This window comes from Jatrophihabitans lederbergiae (assembly GCF_031845305.1).
Lineage (GTDB): Bacteria > Actinomycetota > Actinomycetes > Mycobacteriales > Jatrophihabitantaceae > Jatrophihabitans_A > Jatrophihabitans_A lederbergiae.
This window is the reverse complement of sequence record NZ_JAVREH010000003.1, coordinates 236,134-255,602: the sequence shown is the minus strand read 5'-3', so window position 1 is coordinate 255,602 and position 19,469 is coordinate 236,134. Positions and strand designations below refer to the sequence as shown.

The following is a 19,469-nucleotide window of genomic DNA, read 5'->3' as shown; positions in this document are numbered from 1 at the left end:
CCCGCCGCCGGCACTCCGCCTGCGGCTACCGCAGCCCGATCACCTACGAGAACACCACCACCGCGGCTACGCTACGACCGGCCGCATAACAATCAAATCGCGTGTCCACTTTTCGGGGCGAAGGCCCCACAACTGGGACGGCGTGGCCCGCTGCGAGTCCAGTGGCAATTGGGCGATCAACACCGGCAACGGCTACTACGGCGGCCTGCAGTTCAGCGCCAGCACCTGGCGTGCCTACGGCGGCACCGCTTACGCCGCGCGGGCTGACCTCGCGACCAAGGGGCAGCAGATTGCGATCGCTGAAAGGACCCTCGCCTCGCAGGGCGTAGGGGCGTGGCCGGTGTGCGGCAGGTACCTGACGGTGGCCACCACGCCGGTCTCGGTGCCCGCTCCCGTCAGGAGAGCGCCGGCACCGGCGCCGGCCGGTCACCCGGTCTATGTCGTGCGCTCCGGTGACACGCTGTCGGGGATCGCCGCCACGCACCACATATCAGGCGGCTGGCGTACCCTGGTTCGCCTCAACCCGAAGATCACCAACCCGAACCGCATCTACGTCGGCGAGAGAATCGTCCTCTAAGGGCTGTTCATCGGCGATGGCCCGGCCGCTCCGCAGTTACGACCGCGGGCGTGACCGGGCCATCGACCGTCTTCCGGACCGCAGCTCGTGGGCGTTCCAGACCTCAGAACTTGCCCAACGGGCCGCCGGCGGAGCTGCCCGGCACCAGATGCGTAGCGCAGTCCGCCCCGTCGATCCAGTGCAGCAGAAACCCGGATGGCTCGTCGAGAGATCGCATCCCCGGATCGTTGCGCAGCCGCAGCTCACTCTGCCGGTACGTGCTGGGCGCGACCGTCACGGTGCTGCCGGCGAAAGCCGCGCTGATCGGCCGGTGGACGTGCCCGGCGAGCACCCGGACGACATGCCGGTGCCGGCGGATGACCTCTGCCAACGGCTTCCGATCGATCAGGTTCATCGCGTCGAAGAACGGGATGCCCACCCGGATCGGCGGGTGGTGCAGGCACACCAGCGCCGGACGGTCCCCGCAGCCGGAAAGCTGCTCATCAAGCCAGGCGAGCTGCTCCGTCCCGAGCTCCCCCGCAGGCGTGCCGGGCTTGCTCGAATCCAGCACTACCAGGGTGGCCTCGGGATAGCTGACAACGTAACGGGTGCTGACGCCGCCGTTGAGGTGCGGAGTGCCCGCGAACGCCTTGCTGAGCTCCGCCGACGAATCGTGGTTGCCGGCGACCAGGAGCAGCGGCAGCGGGAACCCCGCGAGAACGGTGCGCAGCGTCTGGTAATCCTGCGGATCGGCGTGCTCGGTGAGGTCGCCGGTGATCACCACGCAGTCCGGCCGGGGGTCCAGCCCCAGGACTCGTCCCAGAGCGGTATGCAACCGGGTTGCCGGCTCAGCACCGAGCGGGCCGGTCATCAGGTGCGGGTCACTCAGATGTGCAATGAACAAGACGGCCTCCGATCCGGTTTCACGCTATCGCAGACGACGTGCTTGTTTCCGACCGCCAGCTGTAGCCTCCGCCGCGGTGGTGGGCCCGCCGGGCTGGACCTCTGTGGTCGGTACCGCTAACGCTCCCGCGCGCGATGCTTTCACCAGGACCGCCAGGGGCATCCTCTCGTCGAACTCTATCTGGGCGGTCAGCAATGAGCAGCTGGCCGGCCGGCATCGAAACGATCCAACGGCTACTCGCCGCGGGCAACCTGCAGAAGGTCGCGCGGTCGTTGGACGCCGGCCCGTGGACCCGGCAACACGCCGATCTGCAACGCGATCTCAGCGTTCGACCTACCACCCGCGCCGAGCAAAACGATCTGCGCCCCGCTGCGCCACACCTGTCCGCGTCGATGAACGAGGCCGCGCCAACAATCGACAACGAGCACCGTCACGCGCGGCGGGAGCAAGAATACTCGTTATTTTCAAAGTGAACCAGAGACTAACTAACTACTGACACAGACCCGTGGCCGGGATCGAACCCAATGCTGTTCGCAATCAGAGATCACCGAATGCGGCCAACGCGGCTCGGGCAACTGAATCGCCGCACTCTTGTACGAAGTGGCCCGTTCCTTCAACAAGCAGCGGTTCCGGGCAACCTCGAATCTGGTATCGCAGCGTTTGCATTGTTTCCACATCCGGATCGTCCGGTCCAATGGCCATGAATGTCTCGCCCGACCATTCCTCTGTCCAAAACCTGAGGGCCGCGTTGGATTCGGCAACCCCGTCCATCTCGGACTCAACCATGGCCAGATCCGGAAACGTTCGAGCTCCAGCCTGGAAGTGGCGATCGGGGAAGGGAGCGTCATAGGCAGCCATCTCCTGAGGTGTAAGCCCTGGTGCTGCCTGTCGGATCCATTCTCCTACCGGCAAATCAGAAGTGTTTCGGACCAGCGACCTCCACTCGTAGAAGTGCGGGCCGAGGGGCTCGCCGACCGGAAGAACTGTGTTCATCACCAACAGTCTGTCTAATCTGGCCCGGAAGCCAGCATCCACAGGCAGAGTGAGCCCCAACGTCCCTCCCCAATCTTGGACGACCAAGGTGATATTGCGGAGAGCGAGGTGCTCGACGAAGCGCAGGAGGAACTTTCGGTGGAAGTGAAAGGTATATGTAGAGTCATGCACGGGCTTGTCGGAGCGACCGAAGCCGAAGAAGTCGGGCGCAACTATGCGTGCACCGGTTTCCAGCATAACGGGGATCATTTTTCTGTATAGATAGCTCCAAGTCGGTTCGCCATGCAGACATAGGAATGTACGGTCGGAGTCCCTCGGTCCCTCGTCCAGATAGTGCGCCCGAAGTCCTTCGTAACCGGGTAAGTCGTCTACGTAGTGTGGCGGAAACGGGAAGTCCTGAAGGCCGGCGAAGCGATCGTCGGGTGTACGGAGGGCGTTGACATCAATCATCGAGATCTCCTCTGGAGTGCGGACACGTTTAGGTGCTGCCAAAGAGAGCCGAGCACGCAATCGGAGTTGCTCGGCACGTACGCGGATCGCACCATCTGGCCGCTCGCGGGCGCCTGCCCATGCCGGGGCCCACGTGGACTAGGCACTGGGCGTCGGGCTGCTTGCGCCCCAGCGCTCGCAATGGCAACCTCGGGCTGGCTCGCACAAGTCGGATCGGCGGGGCTTCCGACGATCCGGGTTTCAGCGTGACCGAAGTGTCCTAATCTTCACGAGAATTCGGGGGCGAAGTCGGTGACGAATTGCTCGAAAGTATGCGCCGGCCGACCAAGGATCGAGAGCACGTCGTCGTTGATCCAGTCGGAGTCGCCTTGGGCGAACAGGGTGACGGCTTGGGCGTTCATCTCGGCGATGTGGTCGGGGACGCCGACGTCGACCATTGCCCGCTTTTGCTCTTCGAAGGTGAGCGGGTGGAACGTGATCGGTCGGCCGAGGACTTTCGAGAACATTCGCGCCGCGTCTGCGTAGGAGAGACTCTCAGGCCCGGAGGGCCAGTAGGTCTTCCCCCTGTGGGAGGCGGGCGAAGCAGCGATCTCTACGGCAACAGCGGCTACGTCGCGGGTGTCGACCATGCCGATGCGACCGTCACCCGTTGAGGAGCCGAAGCTACTCGTCTTCGCGATCGCGGGGGCCAGCATCAGGAAGTTTTGCATGTAGGCGTTGTTTCTGAGCAGCGTGTAGCCGAGCCCGGAGGCGACTAGCCCGTTCTCGATTTCTGTCTGACCACGCCGGCGAGCGATGGGCGAGTCCGCGGAGGCTTTGCTGGTGATCTTCACGACGTGATCGACACCCGCGCCGACAGCGCTGTTGACCACGTTCAGCTCCTGCGTGGGGATGGCCAGGCTGACAAGCACCACTGCCGCGATGCCCTGCATGGCCGCGTCGATCGTCGACGGCACCTCCAGGTCACCGACGGCGACCTCTGCGCCCGCCTGTGCCAGCGTGGTCGCCTTCTCCGGATCGCGGACCAGGATCCGCACCGGTTCTCCTCGCTGAGCGAGCAAGCGTGCTGCTTCTGCACCCGCCTTGCCAGCTGTCGTAATGAGAATCATTGTGCTGTCTCCTCCTAGTTGAAATGGGGACCGCATCTCGTTCATGGACCCGCGCGGCGATCGCCGGCCCGGCCGAAACGGTCCGGTCGAAACCGCGGGCCGGCTCGCGAGATGCGATGGCCGCGAGCTGGCCGAATGCCGTCGAGGACGTCGACGACAATGACGTTCGCGCCGGCGGCGTGAAACCCACGGACGTGACTTCCCCCGGGCTCTGCCCGAGACGATGACGGTCTGTCCGTCGAACCAGGCGCTCACGCGTCCCGCCAAGTCTTCAGCGCCGTCGACCAGCCCTCGAGCTGGTCGAAGAGGGTGCCGGCCGCCTCGTCGTGCTGGGGTCCAGGAGTGAAGCTGGACCAGTCCTCGAAGTCGGTGAACATCGAGAAGCTCAACTGCTGCGAGACGTGCGCGACCTGCATGCCGCTCATCACGCCGCGCAGGTGTTCGATCGCGCGCGCGCCGCCGATCGTGCCGTAACCCACGAAGGCCGCGGCCTTGTTGTTCCACTCGGCGTAGATGTAGTCGATGGCGTTCTTGAGCACGCCCGAGGTGGAGTGGTTGTATTCCGGCGTCACGAACACGAAACCATCGAATTCGGCGATCTTGGCCGCCCACGCCTTCGTGTGCTCCCCCGCGTACTGACCCATCACGGGTGGTATCGGTTCGTCCATGTGCGGCAAGGGCCAGTCAAGGAGGTCGACCAACTCATATCTGGCACCGGTTCGGTCAGCGGCCTTCTGCATCACCCACTCAGCCACCCCCGCTCCGTTACGACCCGGTCGGGTACTGCCCAGGATCACGGCGAGGTTCAAAGTTCGCTCATTCATTTGAATGACTTTACCATAGTATTTACTCGTGTGCTTGAATAGATTTATGAGTAGCCTTCCCTCCCCCAGCCCCGCCGCCGCGGACGGCCGACGGGCGGGCGGGGAGCGCACCCGTCGCCTACTCATCGAAGCGGCGCAGCAACTGATTGCCGAGAGAGGCGAAAGCGCGATCCGGCTGCGCGACCTCACCGAACGTGCGCAGACCAACATCGCCGCGGTGCACTACCACTTCGGCGGTCTGGCTGCGCTGCTGGCGACCGCAGCGTCCGAGGCCGTGGAGAACATCATCGACGCCCAGATCGCCGAACTGGACGCGCTGCCCGCCGATGCGAGCCTGCACGAGATCACCGGGGCTTACTTTCGGCCAATGGTCCACGCCTTGAGGGGACCTTCTAGCAAAGGGCGACCGTACGTGCGCGTGCTTGCCCGAGTCACCTCAGACCCGCCCGATGGCTTGGAAGAATGGGCAGCAACAGCGACCGGGCGAGCGCACGCGGCATTGATTCCTCGACTACGAGCCGTGATGCCGGGCGTAGACGACGACGAGCTTCTATTCCGGGTCAAGTGCGTAGGGGGCATTCTCGTCCTACTCAGCATGACCGCCCTCGAGCCCGAACTCCACGGCAAGTCGCCCGACGAGGTAGAACGGATGCTTGTGCCGGTCATTGCCGGGACCTTCCTCGGCGGTTGATCGACACCTATCTGCCGGGATGCCCTAGTCGCAGTATTACGAGGCCTGCAAAGCAGGCGTCGCCTGGGAAGAGCGGCGCGTGAGGTGCCGTTCCACGGTTGGCGCAGTTTCCGGTGATGAGTTGGAACGGGCTCACGGGAATGGGTTCGGCACAGCTCCGATGACGATGAGCTGGCCCCGGTGTGCCGACGGGACATTGTGATGGCCGGTGACGCACCGCACTAGCGCCTCCCAGACGCTGGCCCCTCGGGTCGGCCCGTGCCGCCCAGTTTGAGGGACATATGAGGGAGACGAACATACAAGGCCTCCGGCGCGATGCGCTGGAGGCCTTGTATTCTGGGACCTATGTGGTAGCGGGGACAGGATTTGAACCTGCGACCTCTGGGTTATGAGCCCAGCGAGCTACCGAGCTGCTCCACCCCGCGTCGGTAAGACGAACACTACCCGCCCTTGTCCGCCAAGCCAAATCGGGGTCGTCCGCATGACTCGGACGACCCCGACGGCATTGATCGGTGCTACTACTTCCGGTGCTACTACTTGGGAGACGTTACTTCCGGTGTTACTACTTCGGAGACGTCGAGGATGACGGGGACTTCGACTGGCCCTTCAGGTACTGCGCCGACAGCCGCTGCACGTCAGCCTGGGCCTGCCCGATAGCGGCCAGGTCACCTGACCGGTAGGCCTGCTGCAGGCGGTTCAGCGCCGAGTTCAACTGCGCCACCAACTGCTGCTGACCTACCGGCAGCGGTGCCGTCCCGGTGCTCGCGCTGGCCGACGGAGCGGGCGACGGCGCCGACGAGGATGCCGGCGGCGACGCGGACGGCCCCGGGCTCGTCGGACTGGTGGTGGTGCCTCCGGACAGACCGTTTAGTACCGTGACGCCGACCGGCCCGTGGTTGAGGTTCGCCAGCGCGCCGGCCAGCGTGTCCGCGTAGCCGATCTTGTCGCCGTAGGCCACCATCACCCGTTGCAGGATCGGGTAGCCATTGCCGCCCGAGCCCTGGACGTACAACGGCTCCACGTACAGGAACGAACTGCCGATCGGCAGGGTCAGCAGATTGCCATGGATCACGTTGGACCCGCCCGAATCGAGCAGCGTGAGGTCACGCGAAATCGTGGTGTTCGTCTGGAACGTGTTGGCGATCTGCTCCGGCCCCTGGATCACCGTGCTGGTCGGCACCCGTAGCACGGTCATCTTGCCGTAGTTCGGGCCGGGGTCACTGTCCACGGTGAGGTAGGCGGCCAGGTTGGTGCTGTTGTTGACCTTCATCGGAGTGGTCAGCTGGAACTGGGCCCCACCGCCCTCGTTCGCCGGGGCACTCGCCAGCGCGTAGTACGGCGGCTGGGCGGTGCCGATCGTGCCGTTGATGGGGTACGGGTCGTTGGGGACCGTCCACTTGTCGGCCACGTTGTAGAACTGCCGCGGATCGTCCACGTGGTACTGCTCGAGCAGCTTGCGCTGAACCTCGAACAGGTCCTGGGGATACCGGACGTGCGCCTGCACGTCGGCGGGCATCGAGGACTTCGGCTGCACCACCCCAGGGAAGACCTTCATCCAGGTGCTGAGCACCGGGTCGTCCCGCCATTGGTAGAGGGTGACCTTGCCGGTGTAGGCGTCGACCGTCGCCTTGACGGAGTTGCGGATGTAGTTCACTTGGCTGTCCGCCTGCGCCGCCGTGCGGTTCGCCGCGGTCAGCGAGTCGGTGGTGAGGTCGGACAGGTTTTGCCGTTCGGAGTACGGGTAATTCGCCAACGTCGTGTATGCGTCGACGATCCACTGCGCCCGCCCGCCGATGACCGCCGGATACGGGTCGCCGTCGACGGTGAGGAACGGCGCCACCTTCTTCACCCGTTGGCGGGGGTCGCGGTTGAACATGATCTTGGCGCCCTGGGCGCTGGCGGCATTGTTCAGCAGGAAGTTCGCCTCGCGGTACTTGATACCGAAGGCCAGCCGGTTGAACACGTTGGACAGCGAGACACCGCCGCTGCCGGTGTAGGTGGTCTTCACATCCGCGCCGTCGTACTCCCGGGGGGTTCCGGACGCACCCACGATCGAGTAGTTCGGAAGCAACTCGCCGTAATACACCTGGGGCGTCGTCATGGTCAGCGGGCCCGTCGGCGGGATGTCTCCCTCGGTGAACTGCTTCGTGTTGGTGACGTCGCTGCTCGCCGCGGCGGCCACGAAACCGTACCCGTGGGTGTAGAAGGTGTGGGCGTTGATCCAGTTGGTCTGGTTACCGGTGAGCTTGCTCTGGTCCAGTTCGCGGACGCCGACGACGTAGTCCTGCGTCTGGTTCTCCACGGTGTAGCGGTCGATATCGAGCTTGTCCGGGAAACCGTACTGGTTGCGCAGTTGCTGGAACCGGCTGAAGGTCGAGGACACCACGTTCGGGTCGAGGATGCGCAGGTTGGAGATCGTCGGATCCGTCGACGAGAGCGCGGTCGTCTTCGGGTCGGTGTCGACCTTGTAACTCTCGTACGTGACGTTGCCGCCGTCGGTGTTGGTGACGATGTCATAGGCCTGTCTGGTGGCCTGAATGTTTCTCGATATGTATGGCGCCTCTTTGTCGCTGGCGTTCGGCTTGACCGTGATCTGCTGGACGACGGCCGGGTAGATGCCGTTGATGCCGATCGACAGCACCAGCAGCACCACGAACGAGATGATCGGGATCTGGGCGCTCTTGAGCCACAGACTCGCCAACACGGCCAGCGCGATCAGCACCGCCACCCAGAACAGGATCGTCTTCGCCGGTAGCGAGGCGTTGACGTCGGTGTACGAGGCGCCGGTGACCTTGCCGCGGCCGGAGAACACCAGGCCGTACCGGTCCAGCCAGTACGCGCAGGCCTTCAGTGCGATGAAGAAGAACACCAGCAGCGTGACGTGCCGGCGGGCCGAGATCGTCAATTTGTGGCCGGGCGTCGCGATCCGGAAGGCTCCGAACAGGTAGTGCACCGCGAGGCTGAGCAGCAGCGAGAAGATCACGGCGTTGAAGGCGAAGCTCAGGATCAGCCGGTACGCCGGGTAGTCCCAGGCGAAGAAAGAGATGTCGCGGTGGAACTGGGGGTCCTGCACGCCGAAGGACTGGCCGTTGCGCCAGAGTTGCCAGGTCTGCCAGTTGCCCTGAGCCGACATTCCGGCCGCGATGAAGATGATGGCCACCAGTGCGCCGAAGATGAGCTTCTTGCGGGGCTCCAGGGCGACCCGGTAGCGCTCGAGGTTCTCCTGCTCCTGGGAGATCGGCCGGAACGGCGGCCGCATCCGATAGGCCAGGAAGACATTGGCGCCGATGATCGAGGTGAGCACCAGGCCCACCACGACGAAGAGCACGATCCGGGTCCACAGGATGGTGCTGAACACCGACCGATAGTGGACCTCGCCGAACCACAGCCAGTCGGTGTAGACCCGCACGAGCGAGCCCAGCACAGAGAGCAGTACAAACAGCGAGATGAGCACGCCGATCGCGATCTTGCCGCGACGTGACACCCGAATGCTCGGCATTTCAGGCCGCATGGCCACGAAGCTCTCCTTACCCTGCGCCGGCCGAGAATCGTCCTGCTTCGGTTCGCGACGCGTATAAAAGTGGTGTTCCCTAGCAGCAACGTACCGAGCCCGGGACGGGTTCCGGCGGGTGGCACGATCTGGTCATGACCGAAGACGAGAGCCCCGCTGGTCCCGCGCCCATCATGCTGGAGGCCATCGCGGCCGAGATCGAGGCCTTCGTCGGCCAATCCGGCTGGGACCTGGGGCCGATGCTGTTCGCGTTGGTGCCCACCCGGCTGCTGGCAGCGGACCCCAACGCCTCCGACGTGCTCGGTGCCGACCTGGTGGCCGATCCGGAAGAGATCTCCGACGACGCCATCACCCCGATCGCGCAGGAGGAGCTACCGGAGGGTTCGCTGGACGAGGCGCTGGCCCAGATCGGCTGGCCGGGCGAGGTCGTCGGCTGTGGCCTCAGTCAAGAGATCGTGATGCTGCCGCCGTCCGCCGAGCCGGAACTGGACGACCTGACGATCGAGGCGGCCGCGTCCCGCGCGGTGGAGCACCCCGACCGGCGAGAGGCACGGTTGGTCGTGGTGGTGCTGCGCGACGGTCGCTCGGCGAGCATCCTGCGGCTGCGTGGCGCCGCAGAGTCGGGCGACGATCTACTCACCGGACCCGACCTCGCACCCAACCTGGTGGCGGCTCTCAGCGCGACGCTGGTCGACTGAGCAGCGTCTCTGGCTGAGCGCCGCCTAGCAGTGCGGAACCGCGCCGCCGTTGGCGAGGGTGTCCAGGCTGGTGATCGCGTCATGCAGCGTCTCGACCCGGACGACGTTCAGGCCGGACGGGATGTCGCCCCGCACATCAGCGCAATTGCTGGCCGGTGCGAGGAAGATCGTGGCGCCGGCCCGCTTGGCCGCGATCATCTTCAGCGAGATCCCGCCGATCTGCCCGACCTTGCCACTCGGGTCGATGGTGCCGGTGCCGGCGATGAACCGTCCGTGCGTCAGGTCGTGCTCACTGATCTTGTCGATGATGCCGAGGGTGAACATCAACCCCGCCGACGGGCCGCCGATGCCGGTGAGGCTCAAGGAGATCTCGAACGGCGGCAGGCAGCCCTCGCCCACGGTGATGCCGAGCCGGGGTGTGCTGCTTCCGGACGCGTGCGCACCGAGAACCGCCTGCACCGTCACCGGCTTGCCGCCACGGATCACCACAGTGGGAAGTGTGTCGCCGGCCTTGTGGGCGGCGAGCACCTTGCGAAGGGCGGCGTCCTCGGTGATCTTGACCCCCACCACCGATACGAACCGGTCCCCCGGCTTCAATACCGAGGCGTTCGGCGAGTCCGACGCGACCGAGATCACCCCGAAGCCCTTGGGATAGCCCAGCTCGCATGCGGCCGCGGCCGTTGCATTGTCCTGCGAGGCGGTGAAGTCCTCGGCGTCCTGGGCGTTCTGCTGCTGCTGTGAGGTTCCCGGCGGGTAGATGCTGTCGTGCGGCACCACCACCTCGTCGTGACGCAACCAGCCGTTGATGGCGCCGGCGATGGTGGTGTTCTGGGTGTCGGCCGACACCGTCATCAGGTTCAGGTGGCCCGTCGTCTTGGTGACCGGGTGGCCTGACACCGCGATGATGTCCTTGCCGCTGTCCGTGCCCAGGGTGTTGAAGGTAGGTCCGGGCCCGAGGACGAGATAGGGCACCCGCATGCCGAAACTGAGAATCGCCAGCACCAGGCACAGGACCGCACCGAATACGAGGGTGCGTAACTGACGAGACATTGCCGACATGCTAGCGGCCGAGGTCTGGCACCCGCTGAGGAGGCGTCTCGGCGGTTCGATGGAGCACTCGTATGGTCACCGGGACCGGCTCGGCGGCCCGGCCCTGCGGCAGCGCCCGCAGCAGCGCACGGTGCTCTGACATCGCGCCGGACGTCCGCCACGCGCCGGAGCGCTCGCGCCACGCACGCCACCAGATCACCGTCGCTCCGATCGCCGTGCTGGCGACCGGTGCGAGCAACCACCACATCCATGCCATGACGCACACGGTAAACGCCAGGCACACACCATGGACGGACGCGCGCCGCAACGCCGGCTACCGGCCGGTGTTCGCTGCGGGCGCAGCGCGGCGGGCACGCTCCCCGGGCGCCGACCGTTGACGCTAACGTGACTGGAATGAACGACTTCGGATTTGGTTTCGGGCAGTTCGGCCAGAACGAGCCGGGCAACGACCCGGACGATCTGTCCGCCAAGATCCCGCTCTTCGCGGAACTGCAACGGCTGCTGTCGGGCTCCGGCGGCCCGGTGAACTGGGATCTCGCTCGACAATTGGCCATCTCTACCCTGGCCGCCCAGCACCACAGCGTGTCCGCCGCCGACAGGTCGGCCGCCGCGGACGCCCTGCGGCTGGCAGACCTGTGGCTGGACGGCGCGACCGACCTGCCCTCCGGTGTCACCACCACCGAGGCCTGGAGCCAGGTCGAATGGGTCGAGAAGACGATGAGCACCTGGGCCGCGCTGTGCGATCCGGTCGCGACCAGAGTCGTCGCCGCCATGTCGAGCGCGCTGCCGCCCGAGGTCGCCGCGCAGGCCGGCCCGATGGCGCCCATGCTCACCCAGTTGGGCGGCATGATGTTCGGCGCTCAGCTCGGGCAGGGCATCGCCGCTCTCGCGGGCGAGGTCGTGTCGGCCACCGAGATCGGGCTGCCGCTGGGTCCGAAGGGCACCGGCGCCCTGGTGATGGCGAACCTCGACGTGCTGGCCACCGGGCTCGGTCGCCCGATCGCCGACGTCCGGCTGTTCATGGCGCTGCGCGAGGCGGCGCACCACCGGCTGTTCAGCCATGTCCCGTGGCTGCGCCAGCAGGTCATCGAGGCCGTCGACGCCTACGGCCGCGGCATCTCCATCGATGCGGATGCGATCTCGTCCGCGCTCGCCGACATCGACCCCACCAATCCGGAGTCCATGCAGAACGCCCTGGCCGGGGGATTGTTCGAGCCTCAGAACACCGATGCCCAGAACGCCGCGCTGCGCCGGCTGGAGACCTTGCTCGCTCTGATCGAGGGCTGGGTGGACACCGTGGTCGCCACAGCCGCCCGTGACCGGATGCAGGGCTCGGACGCGCTGGCAGAGGCGGTCCGTCGCCGCCGCGCCTCCGGTGGTCCCGCCGAGCAGACCTTCTCGACCCTGGTGGGCCTGGAACTGCGACCACGCCGGCTGCGCGACGCCGCATCCCTGTGGACGGCGATGACGGAGCAGCACGGCGCGTCGGTACGCGACGGCTTGTGGAACCACCCCGACCTGCTGCCGAGCGCGGACGACCTGGACGATCCGGAGAACTTCGCCCGCAGCTACGGCACGTCGCTGGAGCTGTCGGTCCCCGAGTTGCGTGACCCGAGCCAGCCCGAGCCCGGACCCGGCTCTCAGTCCGGTGATCCTCGGTCCGGTGATCCTCAGTCCGGTGAGTCGCAGTCCGACAGTTCGGATGACCCTGACTCCCCCGGGACCACGCCGGGCAGCTGAGCCGCGGTGGCGACGCCTTCGAGGTAGCCCCGGGCTCGCTCGGTGCGCGGGTAGCGATCTACCCACGCCCAGAACTCGGGCCCGTGGCCGGGCTGCAGCAGGTGGCTGAGCTCGTGAACAAGGACGTAGTCGATCACCCACGACGGCATGGACTGCAGCCGGTGTGACAGCCGGATGGTGCCATCCGTAGTCGTGCACGAGCCCCACCGGCGGTTCATGTTGGTGACCCAGCGCACGCTGGAAGGCCGCGGGAGACCCTGCAGGTAGTCGCTGGACAACTGGCGCGCGCGGGCGACCAGGGCGCTGTCACTCCCCCGAGGACCCGCTTGAGAGAGCTTCGCCTCACGTCGGGTGACGCGCCCCACCATCTCCGCGACCAGACGCTCTTCTTCGGCCTTCGGCGTCCGGGCCGGCATCAAGATGATGATCTTGTCGCCATCTCGGTACGCCGCCACGGTCTGTCGTCGACGGGCACTGCGTCGGATCTCGATCGTGGGCGGAGTGTCGCGCGGCGCTCCGCCAAGGAGTGATTCGGCCATAGCGGGAGCCTAGGCGGCGGTACCGACAAGAACTCATGCGCCGGCGCGCCGACTGGCCTCGTCCCGGTGGAGGAGTCGCGAGACACGCGACGCATATCGTCCTCCACAGGTTGTCAACGGATCGGTGGCGCGTCGTCCCATGGTTATCCACAGGGCGCTCCACAAGTGTGGACATTGGGTTGAGGGTTTACGCCCACCTTGTGGACAAGCGCCGGACCCGTCACTGCGCTGTGTCAAGGTGATCGGATGAGCACTCGCAAGGGCACCGCGGCGGCGGCCGACACCTCGGCGCTGGCCGCTGGTGCCACGTCTCAGGTTGAGACTTCCCATCGTCGGCTGAACAACGCCGCCGTGGTGTTGTGGCGATCCGCCCGGGTTGTTCAACTGGAACTGGGGCAGCGACGGGTCGTCATCGAGAACGTCGGCCCCGATGAGATGTCGGCTCTGCTGCCACGTGAGCAATCCCGGAGCCATCGACAAACCAGGCCCGAGCAGTCCGTAGCAGGTCCACCGGCGGCGGACCCGGCGCTGGCCGAATTGCGCGACGCACTCGACAGCGCGGGTTTCCTGACCAACTCCTCTGAGCAGCCTGCCGTTCCGGACACCCCGGCCGCTCACGGGGCCTCGCCCCAGCCACTGCCCGCACACCTTCTGCCGGATCTCGGTGCGCTGCGCGCGTGCGTCGGTGACGCCGCCGAAGCGGTGTTGCGAGCGCGTCGCGCTTCAGCTGTCGCCGTACACGGCACCTCCCGGCTGGCCGCCTCGGTTGCGGCCACCCTCGCCGCCGCGGGAGTCGGCTGGGTGCAATTGGTGCACGGAGGCGACGTCGCCGCGGCCGACTCCTGTCCCGGAGGCCTGACGCCCGTGGACGAGGGGCGGCGCTTCGGGGTAGCCGCGCTGGACGCGATCCGCCGCTCGGCACCTGACGTCGACACCACGCCGATCCCCCGCGACCGGCTGGCCGATCTGGTGATCCTCACCGATCCGGCGCCGGTAGAGACGGCCGTGCGGACCAGCTTCCAGCTCGACGGCCTCGCGCACCTGTCGGCCAGCGTGGACGGTTCCCGTGCGGTCATCGGCCCGCTCGTGCTGCCCGGCGTCACCGGCTGCCTGCGCTGTGCCGACCTGCACCGCATCGACCGCGACCCCGCGTGGCCGGCGCTCGCCGTCCAGCTCGCCTCACGTCCGAGGCGTCGGCTGACCTCGGACGTGGCGCTGTGCGTCGCCACGTCCGGTGTTGCCGTGAGTCAGGCGCTGGCGTATCTGGACCGGCGGGAGCCGGCCACCCTCGGGGCGACCTTGGAATGGCAGCTTCCTGACTGGCGGCTCAGGCGCCGATCGTGGCCGCCACATGACAGTTGCGACTGCGGCGCGGCCACCCGATCTGCCCAACACGGCAGAATGGGGGCGTGACTGAAATTCCACAGCGCGGCATGGCACGTACAGCTCGGTTGGCGCGGCTCCCCCTGGGAGTCGCTGGACGAGCGACCCTAGGGATCGGAAAGCGCCTCACCGGGCAATCGGCCGAGGACGTCCAGGCCGAACTGGCACAACGCACCGCCGAGCAGCTCTTCACGGTGCTGGGACAGCTCAAGGGTGGAGCGATGAAGTTCGGGCAGGCGCTGTCGGTCTTCGAAGCCGCATTGCCGGAGGAATCCGCGGCACCCTACCGCGAAGCGCTCACCAAGCTCCAGGAGGCAGCCCCGCCGATGCCGCCGGAGGTGATGCACCGGGTCCTCGACGAGCAGTTCGGCACCTCTTGGCGATCCAGGTTCACCTCCTTCGAGGACCTTCCTGCCGCCGCCGCCTCGATCGGCCAGGTGCACCGCGGCGTCTGGACCGACGGCCGGGAGGTCGCGGTCAAGATCCAGTACCCCGGCGCGGGGCCGGCCCTGATGGCTGACTTCAACCAGTTGTCCCGCTTCGCCAAGCTGTTCGGCCGGATCTTTCCCGGCCTTGACGTCAAGCCGCTGCTCACCGAGCTGAAGGATCGGGTGAGCGAGGAACTCGACTACACCCTGGAAGCCGAGGCTCAACGCCAATTCTCCGCCGCCTATGACGGCGACCCCGAGATCGTCGCGCCCCGCGTCGTCGCCAGCGCGCCGAAGGTGATCGTCAGCGAATGGCTGGAGGGGACGCCGCTATCGAAGATCATCGCCACCGGAACGCAGGACCAGCGCAATCGGGCCGGCTGCCTGTTGGCGCTGCTGCATTTCTCGGCACCGCAGCGTGCCGGTCTGTTGCACGCCGATCCGCACCCCGGCAACTTCCGGCTGCTCGACGACGGCCGGCTCGGCGTCCTCGACTTCGGAGCGATGGCCCGGCTGCCCACCGGGGCTCCGGAGCCACTGGGGCGGCTGACGCGGCTGGTGCTCGAGGGCAAGACGGACGCGGTGATCACCGAGATGCAGGAGGAGCGCTTCATCCGCAAGGGTATGGAGATCGACGGCGACCGGGTGATGGACTACCTGCGCCCGATCCTGGAACCGCTGGCGGAAGCGGAGTTCACGTTCACCAGGGACTGGATGCGCGAGCAGGCCCAGCGCATCGCTGACCCCCGCAACGAAGCTGCCAGAGTCGGCCGCATGCTCAATCTGCCGCCCGAGTACCTGCTGCTGCACCGGGTGACGCTCGGCTCGATCGGGGTGCTGTGCCAGCTCGGGGCGCGGGCGCCGTACCGCGAGATCGCCGAGCGGTGGCAGCCCGGCTTCGCTGCCTGAGTGGTCGCCGCTGGTCACGCGGCAGCTCGCCCGAGCGACTCACCACCACTCCGGTGCCAGCTTCGCCTCGATCGAGCGAACGTGCTGGGCAGCGCAGCTGGAACAGGTCCAGCTGACCCGCTCGCCGGTCCGGTCCATCGACCAAGCCAGCGGCGGATCACCCTCAGTGGCCGGATCGCTTGTGCGCCCGCACAGCTGGCACGCCTTCGCTGGTTCATCCATCCCGCCATCACACCCGAAGTGCGGCAACCACGCGAGCTGGCGGAACAGTGGGGTCTTCTCGAACGACTCCGGAGCCCGCCGGACCCGAGACCACATCGCCTCAGGCGGTAAGGGACCCACACCGACATCGTTACGCGACGAGCTGGTAGTCGACCGCCGACCGCTCCGCGAGGTGGCGCTGAGAGCGCGCCTCCTGACGGGCCGAGTAGGCCGCCAGCCGCCGCCAGAGCCGGGCCGAGGCCAGCTGCGAGCACAGCCGCGATTGCGCGGCCTGCTCCCGCCGCTCCCGCATTCGCTCTCGCGCGAGTGCTTCGTACATCGAATACATGGTGGTGCTCCTTGCTAGAGACGTGCTGCTGAATGTTCTTCCACCGACCCAGGTGAGACGGCTGGCGATGGCGTCGTGGACGCCGGACGTGGGAGCGCCGTTCATGCCGCGACGACGGTCTTGCGCGGACGGCCACGGGGTCGCTTGCGCTCGATGACGGTTCCCTGGCTGAAGATCTCCCCGCCCCAGACGCCCCACGGCTCGCGCCGATCCAAGGCCCCGGCGAGGCACCCGGCACGTACCGGGCACTCGGCGCAGTGCGTCTTGGCCTGCTCGAGTTCGGCGGGAGTCTCACCGAACCACAGATCAGCGTCGAACGAGCGGCACGGCAGGCCCTCGATGTCGGCGCCGAATGCAGGGTCGACGGTGGGCGGCAGTGGCTCACACATCGAGATAGCGGCCTGCGGTTCGGCCACGACCCACGGCTGGCTCGGCTCCGGCTGAGCTCCGATCGCGAACACGTCGGTTCACCTCCTAGTTGATGTCTGATGGATGTCCGTATTCAGTTGTCTCTCGGTGCTGGAACGGGAAATTGACTGCCGTCCGGAAATGACAAAGGCCGCGGCTTCCCGGTCAGGGAATCCGCGGCCTCGAGAGGATCGCTCAGGATGTTCAGAGCGGTATCTCAGGAGGTCGACGGGTCCGACCATCGGTCATTCCGGGGCTAGCGAGCTGACGGTGCTTCGGAGAGACGTTCACGGTGAAGGCAGCGCCGACGACGACAGCACCGAAGGCAGCCGCGACGTCAGTGGCTGCGTTGATCATCAGGTAGTTCGACATGTCCGGCACCTCCTCGGCGATCTCGACGCGACGCTCGGTGGCGGCGCGCGGGTCGGTTGCTTGTGTGTACGCGAGGCTATCGGAGCTCATCGGATGCGCACAAACTATTTTCGAGAATTCTTTTTTCGAGTTTCCTAGTGGTGGCAAATACCCGGGTGGCCGAGCGCCAACGGCACGAGGCCTGGACCCCCAATTCACCGTGGCGCACAGGGCATTCCTCAGCTCAGGAGATTTCGACGGGCTCCGGGTCCTGGCCCGCCAGCACGGCGAGCACCGGTTCGGCGTAGCGCTCAAGTTTCGTCGGCCCGACTCCGGGAACCTGGGCCAGCTCCGTGTCGTCGCTCGGAGCGCGGTTGGCGATCGCTACCAGCGTCGCGTCGGAGAAGACGACGTAGGCCGGCACACCCTGCGCCTCGGCCTGCTTCTTGCGCCAGGTTCGCAACCGTCCGAAGGCCGCGGCGTCCTCGGATTGCGGAACCACCTTGGCACGCTTGGGGGTGCCCGCTTGCCGGGTTCCTGCACCGGGCCGCAGCCCGTCGAGGAATCGGCTGGGCTTGCGCCGACGCGCCTGACCGGGGTTGCGAGCCAGTGCCCACGACAGCATCAGTCGCTGCCGCGCCCGGGTGATGCCGACGTAGAACAGCCGCCGCTCCTCGGCCAGCTGTTCTTCGGTGGTGGCGTGCTGGATCGGGATCGTCTGATCCGTCACGCCGACCAGGAAGACGGCGTCCCACTCGAGTCCCTTCGCCGAGTGCAGCGATGCCAACGTCACTCCCTGCACGGTCGGCGCGTGCTGCGACGCCGCGCGTTGCTCGAGGTCGGCATTGAACTCGTCGAGCCTGGCCTCGGGGAGTTCGGTCACGAATTGCTCGGCCAGGTTCACCAGAGCCGCGAGCGACTCCCAGCGCTCACGCGCGGCGCCACCCGGCGGCGGGTGCTCGAGATTCCAGCCCACCGAGCTGAGCACCTCGGCGACGGACTGCGGAAGCGGCACCGAACCGTCATCGGCTCGCGCGGCGCCACGCAGCAGGACGAGCGCCTGGCGGACTTCGGCTCGCTCGAAGAAGCGCTCGCCGCCACGCAGCACGTACGAAATGCCTGCCTCTGTGAGCGCCTGCTCGTACACCTCGGACTGGGCGTTGATCCGGAAGAGGATGGCAATCTCGGCCGCCGGCGTCCCCTCGGCGATCAGCCGTTTGGCGGTCGAGGCGACAGCCGCTGCCTCGGCGACCTCGTCGTCGTGCTCGGCGAACGTCGGTTTGGGGCCGTCCGGGCGCTGACCGATCAGCCTGAGGCCGGCGTCGCGTTGCTGCGCGCCGCTCATCAAGCGGTTGGCCAGCTCGACGATCTGCGGCGTGGATCGATAGTCGCGTTCCAGCCGAACGACGGTGGCGTCGGGATAGCGGTCAGCGAACTCGAGCAGGTAGGACGGCTTCGCACCCGCGAACGAGTAGATGGTCTGGTTGGCGTCGCCGACGACGCACAGGTCGCGGCGGTCGCCGACCCAGGCGTCCAGCAGGCGCTGCTGCACCGGCGAGACATCCTGGTACTCGTCGATCACGAAGTAGCGGTACTGGGCGCGCACCGCCCGGGCGACGTCGGGAAGCTCTTCGAGGGCACCGGCCATGATGAGCAACAGGTCGGAGAAGTCGATCTCGTCGTTGCGCCGCTTCGCCTCTTCGTAGCCGGCGTAAACCTCGGCAACCTTGGCGGGCGTGAGGGAGATGCCGCGGTTCGCCCGGGCCGCCGCGGTGACGTACTCGCCCGGTGACACGAGCGAGGACTTCGCCCAGTCGATCTCACTGGCGAGGTCCCGGAGTTCGGTCTTGTCCGTGCGCAGCCGCAGCCGGTTGGCGGCCTGGGACACCCATCGGATCGGGTTGCCGGCGACCTCGGGCATGGGACCCCCGAGGATCTGCGGCGCGAAATAGCTGAGCTGGCGTAACGCCGCGGCGTGGAAGGTCCGTGCCTGCACGCCGTTGGCACCGAGGGCGCGCAGCCTGGTGCGTAGCTCACCGGCCGCCCGCGCGGTGAACGTCACGGCGAGCACCGCCTCGGGGGGCACGGCACCGGTGGCCACCGCATAGGCGATGCGATGGGTGATGGCCCTCGTCTTGCCGGTGCCGGCACCGGCCAGGATGCACACCGGACCGCGAACCGCCTGCGCGGCCTCGGACTGCTCAGGATCGAGGCCGGCCAGGATCCCGTCGGCGCCCGTGTTGCCGGTGAGTTGCGGCGTGGGCGAGCTGGCTGAAGTCACCCCTGCATCCTGCCAACGCCGTCTGACAGAACCGTCGGCGCGGTGGACGAAGGTGGCGGGGAACATTCCCAACCCGGCGCGTGCTGCTACAGGT

At 66.9% G+C, this 19,469-nt stretch carries 19 protein-coding genes and 1 tRNA gene; 8 read left to right on the top strand and 12 right to left on the bottom strand.

Going from position 1 to position 19,469, the window contains the following annotated elements; translation table 11 throughout:
- Window positions 1-577: transglycosylase family protein (locus tag RM423_RS04120; RefSeq protein WP_311421721.1), on the top strand; the 577-nt coding region annotated here is incomplete at its 5' end.
- Window positions 578-680: 103 nt separating this feature from the next.
- On the opposite strand, the gene RM423_RS04115 is transcribed toward RM423_RS04120, so the two are convergent.
- Complete coding sequence (locus RM423_RS04115) at window positions 681-1,460, bottom strand: phosphodiesterase (RefSeq protein WP_311421720.1); 780 nt, start codon at window positions 1,458-1,460, stop codon at window positions 681-683.
- A 194-nt stretch (window positions 1,461-1,654) separates the two neighbouring features.
- On the opposite strand from RM423_RS04115, the gene RM423_RS04110 reads away from it, so the two are divergent.
- Window positions 1,655-1,933, top strand: coding sequence for a hypothetical protein (locus RM423_RS04110; RefSeq protein ID WP_311421719.1), 279 nt, complete (start codon window positions 1,655-1,657; stop codon window positions 1,931-1,933).
- A 64-nt stretch (window positions 1,934-1,997) separates the two neighbouring features.
- Here the strand turns inward: RM423_RS04110 and RM423_RS04105 are convergent, their stop codons facing one another.
- The 3 genes from RM423_RS04105 to RM423_RS04095 form a co-directional block, all read right to left on the bottom strand.
- Window positions 1,998-2,903: a haloalkane dehalogenase gene (locus RM423_RS04105; protein WP_311421718.1), complete on the bottom strand. Its 906-nt coding sequence runs from the start codon at window positions 2,901-2,903 to the stop codon at window positions 1,998-2,000.
- Between the two features lie 266 nt (window positions 2,904-3,169).
- Window positions 3,170-4,057 carry an NmrA family NAD(P)-binding protein gene (locus tag RM423_RS04100; protein WP_311421717.1) on the bottom strand — a complete coding sequence of 296 codons (888 nt, stop codon included), beginning with the start codon at window positions 4,055-4,057 and terminating at the stop codon, window positions 3,170-3,172.
- 206 nt (window positions 4,058-4,263) lie between these two features.
- The gene (locus RM423_RS04095; RefSeq protein ID WP_311421716.1) at window positions 4,264-4,836 is read right to left on the bottom strand and encodes an NADPH-dependent FMN reductase; all 573 of its coding nucleotides are present in this window, start codon (window positions 4,834-4,836) and stop codon (window positions 4,264-4,266) included.
- 46 nt (window positions 4,837-4,882) lie between these two features.
- Here RM423_RS04095 and RM423_RS04090 point away from each other — a divergent pair, with 46 nt between their 5' ends.
- A complete protein-coding gene (locus RM423_RS04090) occupies window positions 4,883-5,527 on the top strand; it encodes a TetR/AcrR family transcriptional regulator (RefSeq protein ID WP_311421715.1) in 645 nt (214 codons plus the stop codon).
- 348 nt (window positions 5,528-5,875) lie between these two features.
- Here RM423_RS04090 and RM423_RS04085 read toward each other — a convergent pair.
- Both RM423_RS04085 and RM423_RS04080 read right to left on the bottom strand, forming a co-directional pair.
- A tRNA-Met gene (locus tag RM423_RS04085) sits at window positions 5,876-5,952 on the bottom strand.
- A gap of 137 nt (window positions 5,953-6,089) precedes the next feature.
- On the bottom strand, window positions 6,090-9,038 hold the full coding sequence (locus RM423_RS04080) for a UPF0182 family membrane protein (RefSeq protein WP_311421730.1): 2,949 nt from the start codon (window positions 9,036-9,038) through the stop codon (window positions 6,090-6,092).
- A 134-nt stretch (window positions 9,039-9,172) separates the two neighbouring features.
- On the opposite strand from RM423_RS04080, the gene RM423_RS04075 reads away from it, so the two are divergent.
- Complete coding sequence (locus tag RM423_RS04075) at window positions 9,173-9,736, top strand: PPA1309 family protein (RefSeq protein WP_311421714.1); 564 nt, start codon at window positions 9,173-9,175, stop codon at window positions 9,734-9,736.
- 24 nt (window positions 9,737-9,760) lie between these two features.
- Here the strand turns inward: RM423_RS04075 and RM423_RS04070 are convergent, their stop codons facing one another.
- Entirely contained in the window at window positions 9,761-10,786 is a 1,026-nt protein-coding gene (locus RM423_RS04070) for a YlbL family protein (protein WP_311421713.1), read from the bottom strand.
- A gap of 71 nt (window positions 10,787-10,857) precedes the next feature.
- Between RM423_RS04070 and RM423_RS04065 the strand changes: the two genes are divergently transcribed.
- Together RM423_RS04065 and RM423_RS04060 are read left to right on the top strand one after the other, a co-directional pair.
- Window positions 10,858-11,163, top strand: coding sequence for a hypothetical protein (locus RM423_RS04065; RefSeq protein ID WP_311421712.1), 306 nt, complete (start codon window positions 10,858-10,860; stop codon window positions 11,161-11,163).
- 16 nt (window positions 11,164-11,179) lie between these two features.
- The gene (locus tag RM423_RS04060) at window positions 11,180-12,526 is read left to right on the top strand and encodes a zinc-dependent metalloprotease (RefSeq protein WP_311421711.1); all 1,347 of its coding nucleotides are present in this window, start codon (window positions 11,180-11,182) and stop codon (window positions 12,524-12,526) included.
- Here RM423_RS04060 and RM423_RS04055 read toward each other — a convergent pair.
- Window positions 12,457-13,065, bottom strand: coding sequence for a M48 family metallopeptidase (locus RM423_RS04055; RefSeq protein ID WP_311421710.1), 609 nt, complete (start codon window positions 13,063-13,065; stop codon window positions 12,457-12,459). The two genes, RM423_RS04060 and RM423_RS04055, sit on opposite strands and share 70 nt — an antisense overlap.
- A 246-nt stretch (window positions 13,066-13,311) precedes the next feature.
- Between RM423_RS04055 and RM423_RS04050 the strand changes: the two genes are divergently transcribed.
- Both RM423_RS04050 and RM423_RS04045 read left to right on the top strand, forming a co-directional pair.
- The gene (locus RM423_RS04050) at window positions 13,312-14,478 is read left to right on the top strand and encodes a hypothetical protein (protein ID WP_311421709.1); all 1,167 of its coding nucleotides are present in this window, start codon (window positions 13,312-13,314) and stop codon (window positions 14,476-14,478) included.
- Entirely contained in the window at window positions 14,475-15,785 is a 1,311-nt protein-coding gene (locus tag RM423_RS04045) for an ABC1 kinase family protein (RefSeq protein ID WP_311421708.1), read from the top strand. The genes RM423_RS04050 and RM423_RS04045 overlap by 4 nt, the downstream gene beginning before the upstream one ends.
- Before the next feature lie 352 nt (window positions 15,786-16,137).
- Here the strand turns inward: RM423_RS04045 and RM423_RS04040 are convergent, their stop codons facing one another.
- From RM423_RS04040 to RM423_RS04025, 4 genes are all read right to left on the bottom strand, one after another.
- A complete protein-coding gene (locus RM423_RS04040; protein ID WP_311421707.1) occupies window positions 16,138-16,335 on the bottom strand; it encodes a hypothetical protein in 198 nt (65 codons plus the stop codon).
- 101 nt (window positions 16,336-16,436) lie between these two features.
- Window positions 16,437-16,724, bottom strand: coding sequence for a WhiB family transcriptional regulator (locus tag RM423_RS04035; RefSeq protein WP_396327588.1), 288 nt, complete (start codon window positions 16,722-16,724; stop codon window positions 16,437-16,439).
- A gap of 223 nt (window positions 16,725-16,947) precedes the next feature.
- On the bottom strand, window positions 16,948-17,205 hold the full coding sequence (locus RM423_RS04030) for a hypothetical protein (protein WP_311421705.1): 258 nt from the start codon (window positions 17,203-17,205) through the stop codon (window positions 16,948-16,950).
- A gap of 133 nt (window positions 17,206-17,338) precedes the next feature.
- Window positions 17,339-19,375, bottom strand: a complete 2,037-nt coding sequence (locus RM423_RS04025) for an ATP-dependent helicase (protein WP_311421704.1) — start codon at window positions 19,373-19,375, stop codon at window positions 17,339-17,341.
- Window positions 19,376-19,469: the final 94 nt, after the last annotated feature.

Coding starts and splice junctions, on each gene's coding strand:
- RM423_RS04110 (WP_311421719.1), top strand. CDS start 1,655: ATGAGCAGCTGGCCGGCCGGCATCGAAACGATCCAACGGCTACTCGCC.
- RM423_RS04105 (WP_311421718.1), bottom strand. CDS start 2,903: ATGATTGATGTCAACGCCCTCCGTACACCCGACGATCGCTTCGCCGGC.
- RM423_RS04100 (WP_311421717.1), bottom strand. CDS start 4,057: ATGAACGAGATGCGGTCCCCATTTCAACTAGGAGGAGACAGCACAATG.
- RM423_RS04095 (WP_311421716.1), bottom strand. CDS start 4,836: ATGAATGAGCGAACTTTGAACCTCGCCGTGATCCTGGGCAGTACCCGA.
- RM423_RS04090 (WP_311421715.1), top strand. CDS start 4,883: ATGAGTAGCCTTCCCTCCCCCAGCCCCGCCGCCGCGGACGGCCGACGG.
- RM423_RS04080 (WP_311421730.1), bottom strand. CDS start 9,038: ATGCGGCCTGAAATGCCGAGCATTCGGGTGTCACGTCGCGGCAAGATC.
- RM423_RS04075 (WP_311421714.1), top strand. CDS start 9,173: ATGACCGAAGACGAGAGCCCCGCTGGTCCCGCGCCCATCATGCTGGAG.
- RM423_RS04070 (WP_311421713.1), bottom strand. CDS start 10,786: ATGTCTCGTCAGTTACGCACCCTCGTATTCGGTGCGGTCCTGTGCCTG.
- RM423_RS04065 (WP_311421712.1), top strand. CDS start 10,858: ATGGTCACCGGGACCGGCTCGGCGGCCCGGCCCTGCGGCAGCGCCCGC.
- RM423_RS04060 (WP_311421711.1), top strand. CDS start 11,180: ATGAACGACTTCGGATTTGGTTTCGGGCAGTTCGGCCAGAACGAGCCG.
- RM423_RS04055 (WP_311421710.1), bottom strand. CDS start 13,065: ATGGCCGAATCACTCCTTGGCGGAGCGCCGCGCGACACTCCGCCCACG.
- RM423_RS04050 (WP_311421709.1), top strand. CDS start 13,312: ATGAGCACTCGCAAGGGCACCGCGGCGGCGGCCGACACCTCGGCGCTG.
- RM423_RS04040 (WP_311421707.1), bottom strand. CDS start 16,335: ATGTATTCGATGTACGAAGCACTCGCGCGAGAGCGAATGCGGGAGCGG.
- RM423_RS04035 (WP_396327588.1), bottom strand. CDS start 16,724: ATGTGTGAGCCACTGCCGCCCACCGTCGACCCTGCATTCGGCGCCGAC.
- RM423_RS04030 (WP_311421705.1), bottom strand. CDS start 17,205: ATGAGCTCCGATAGCCTCGCGTACACACAAGCAACCGACCCGCGCGCC.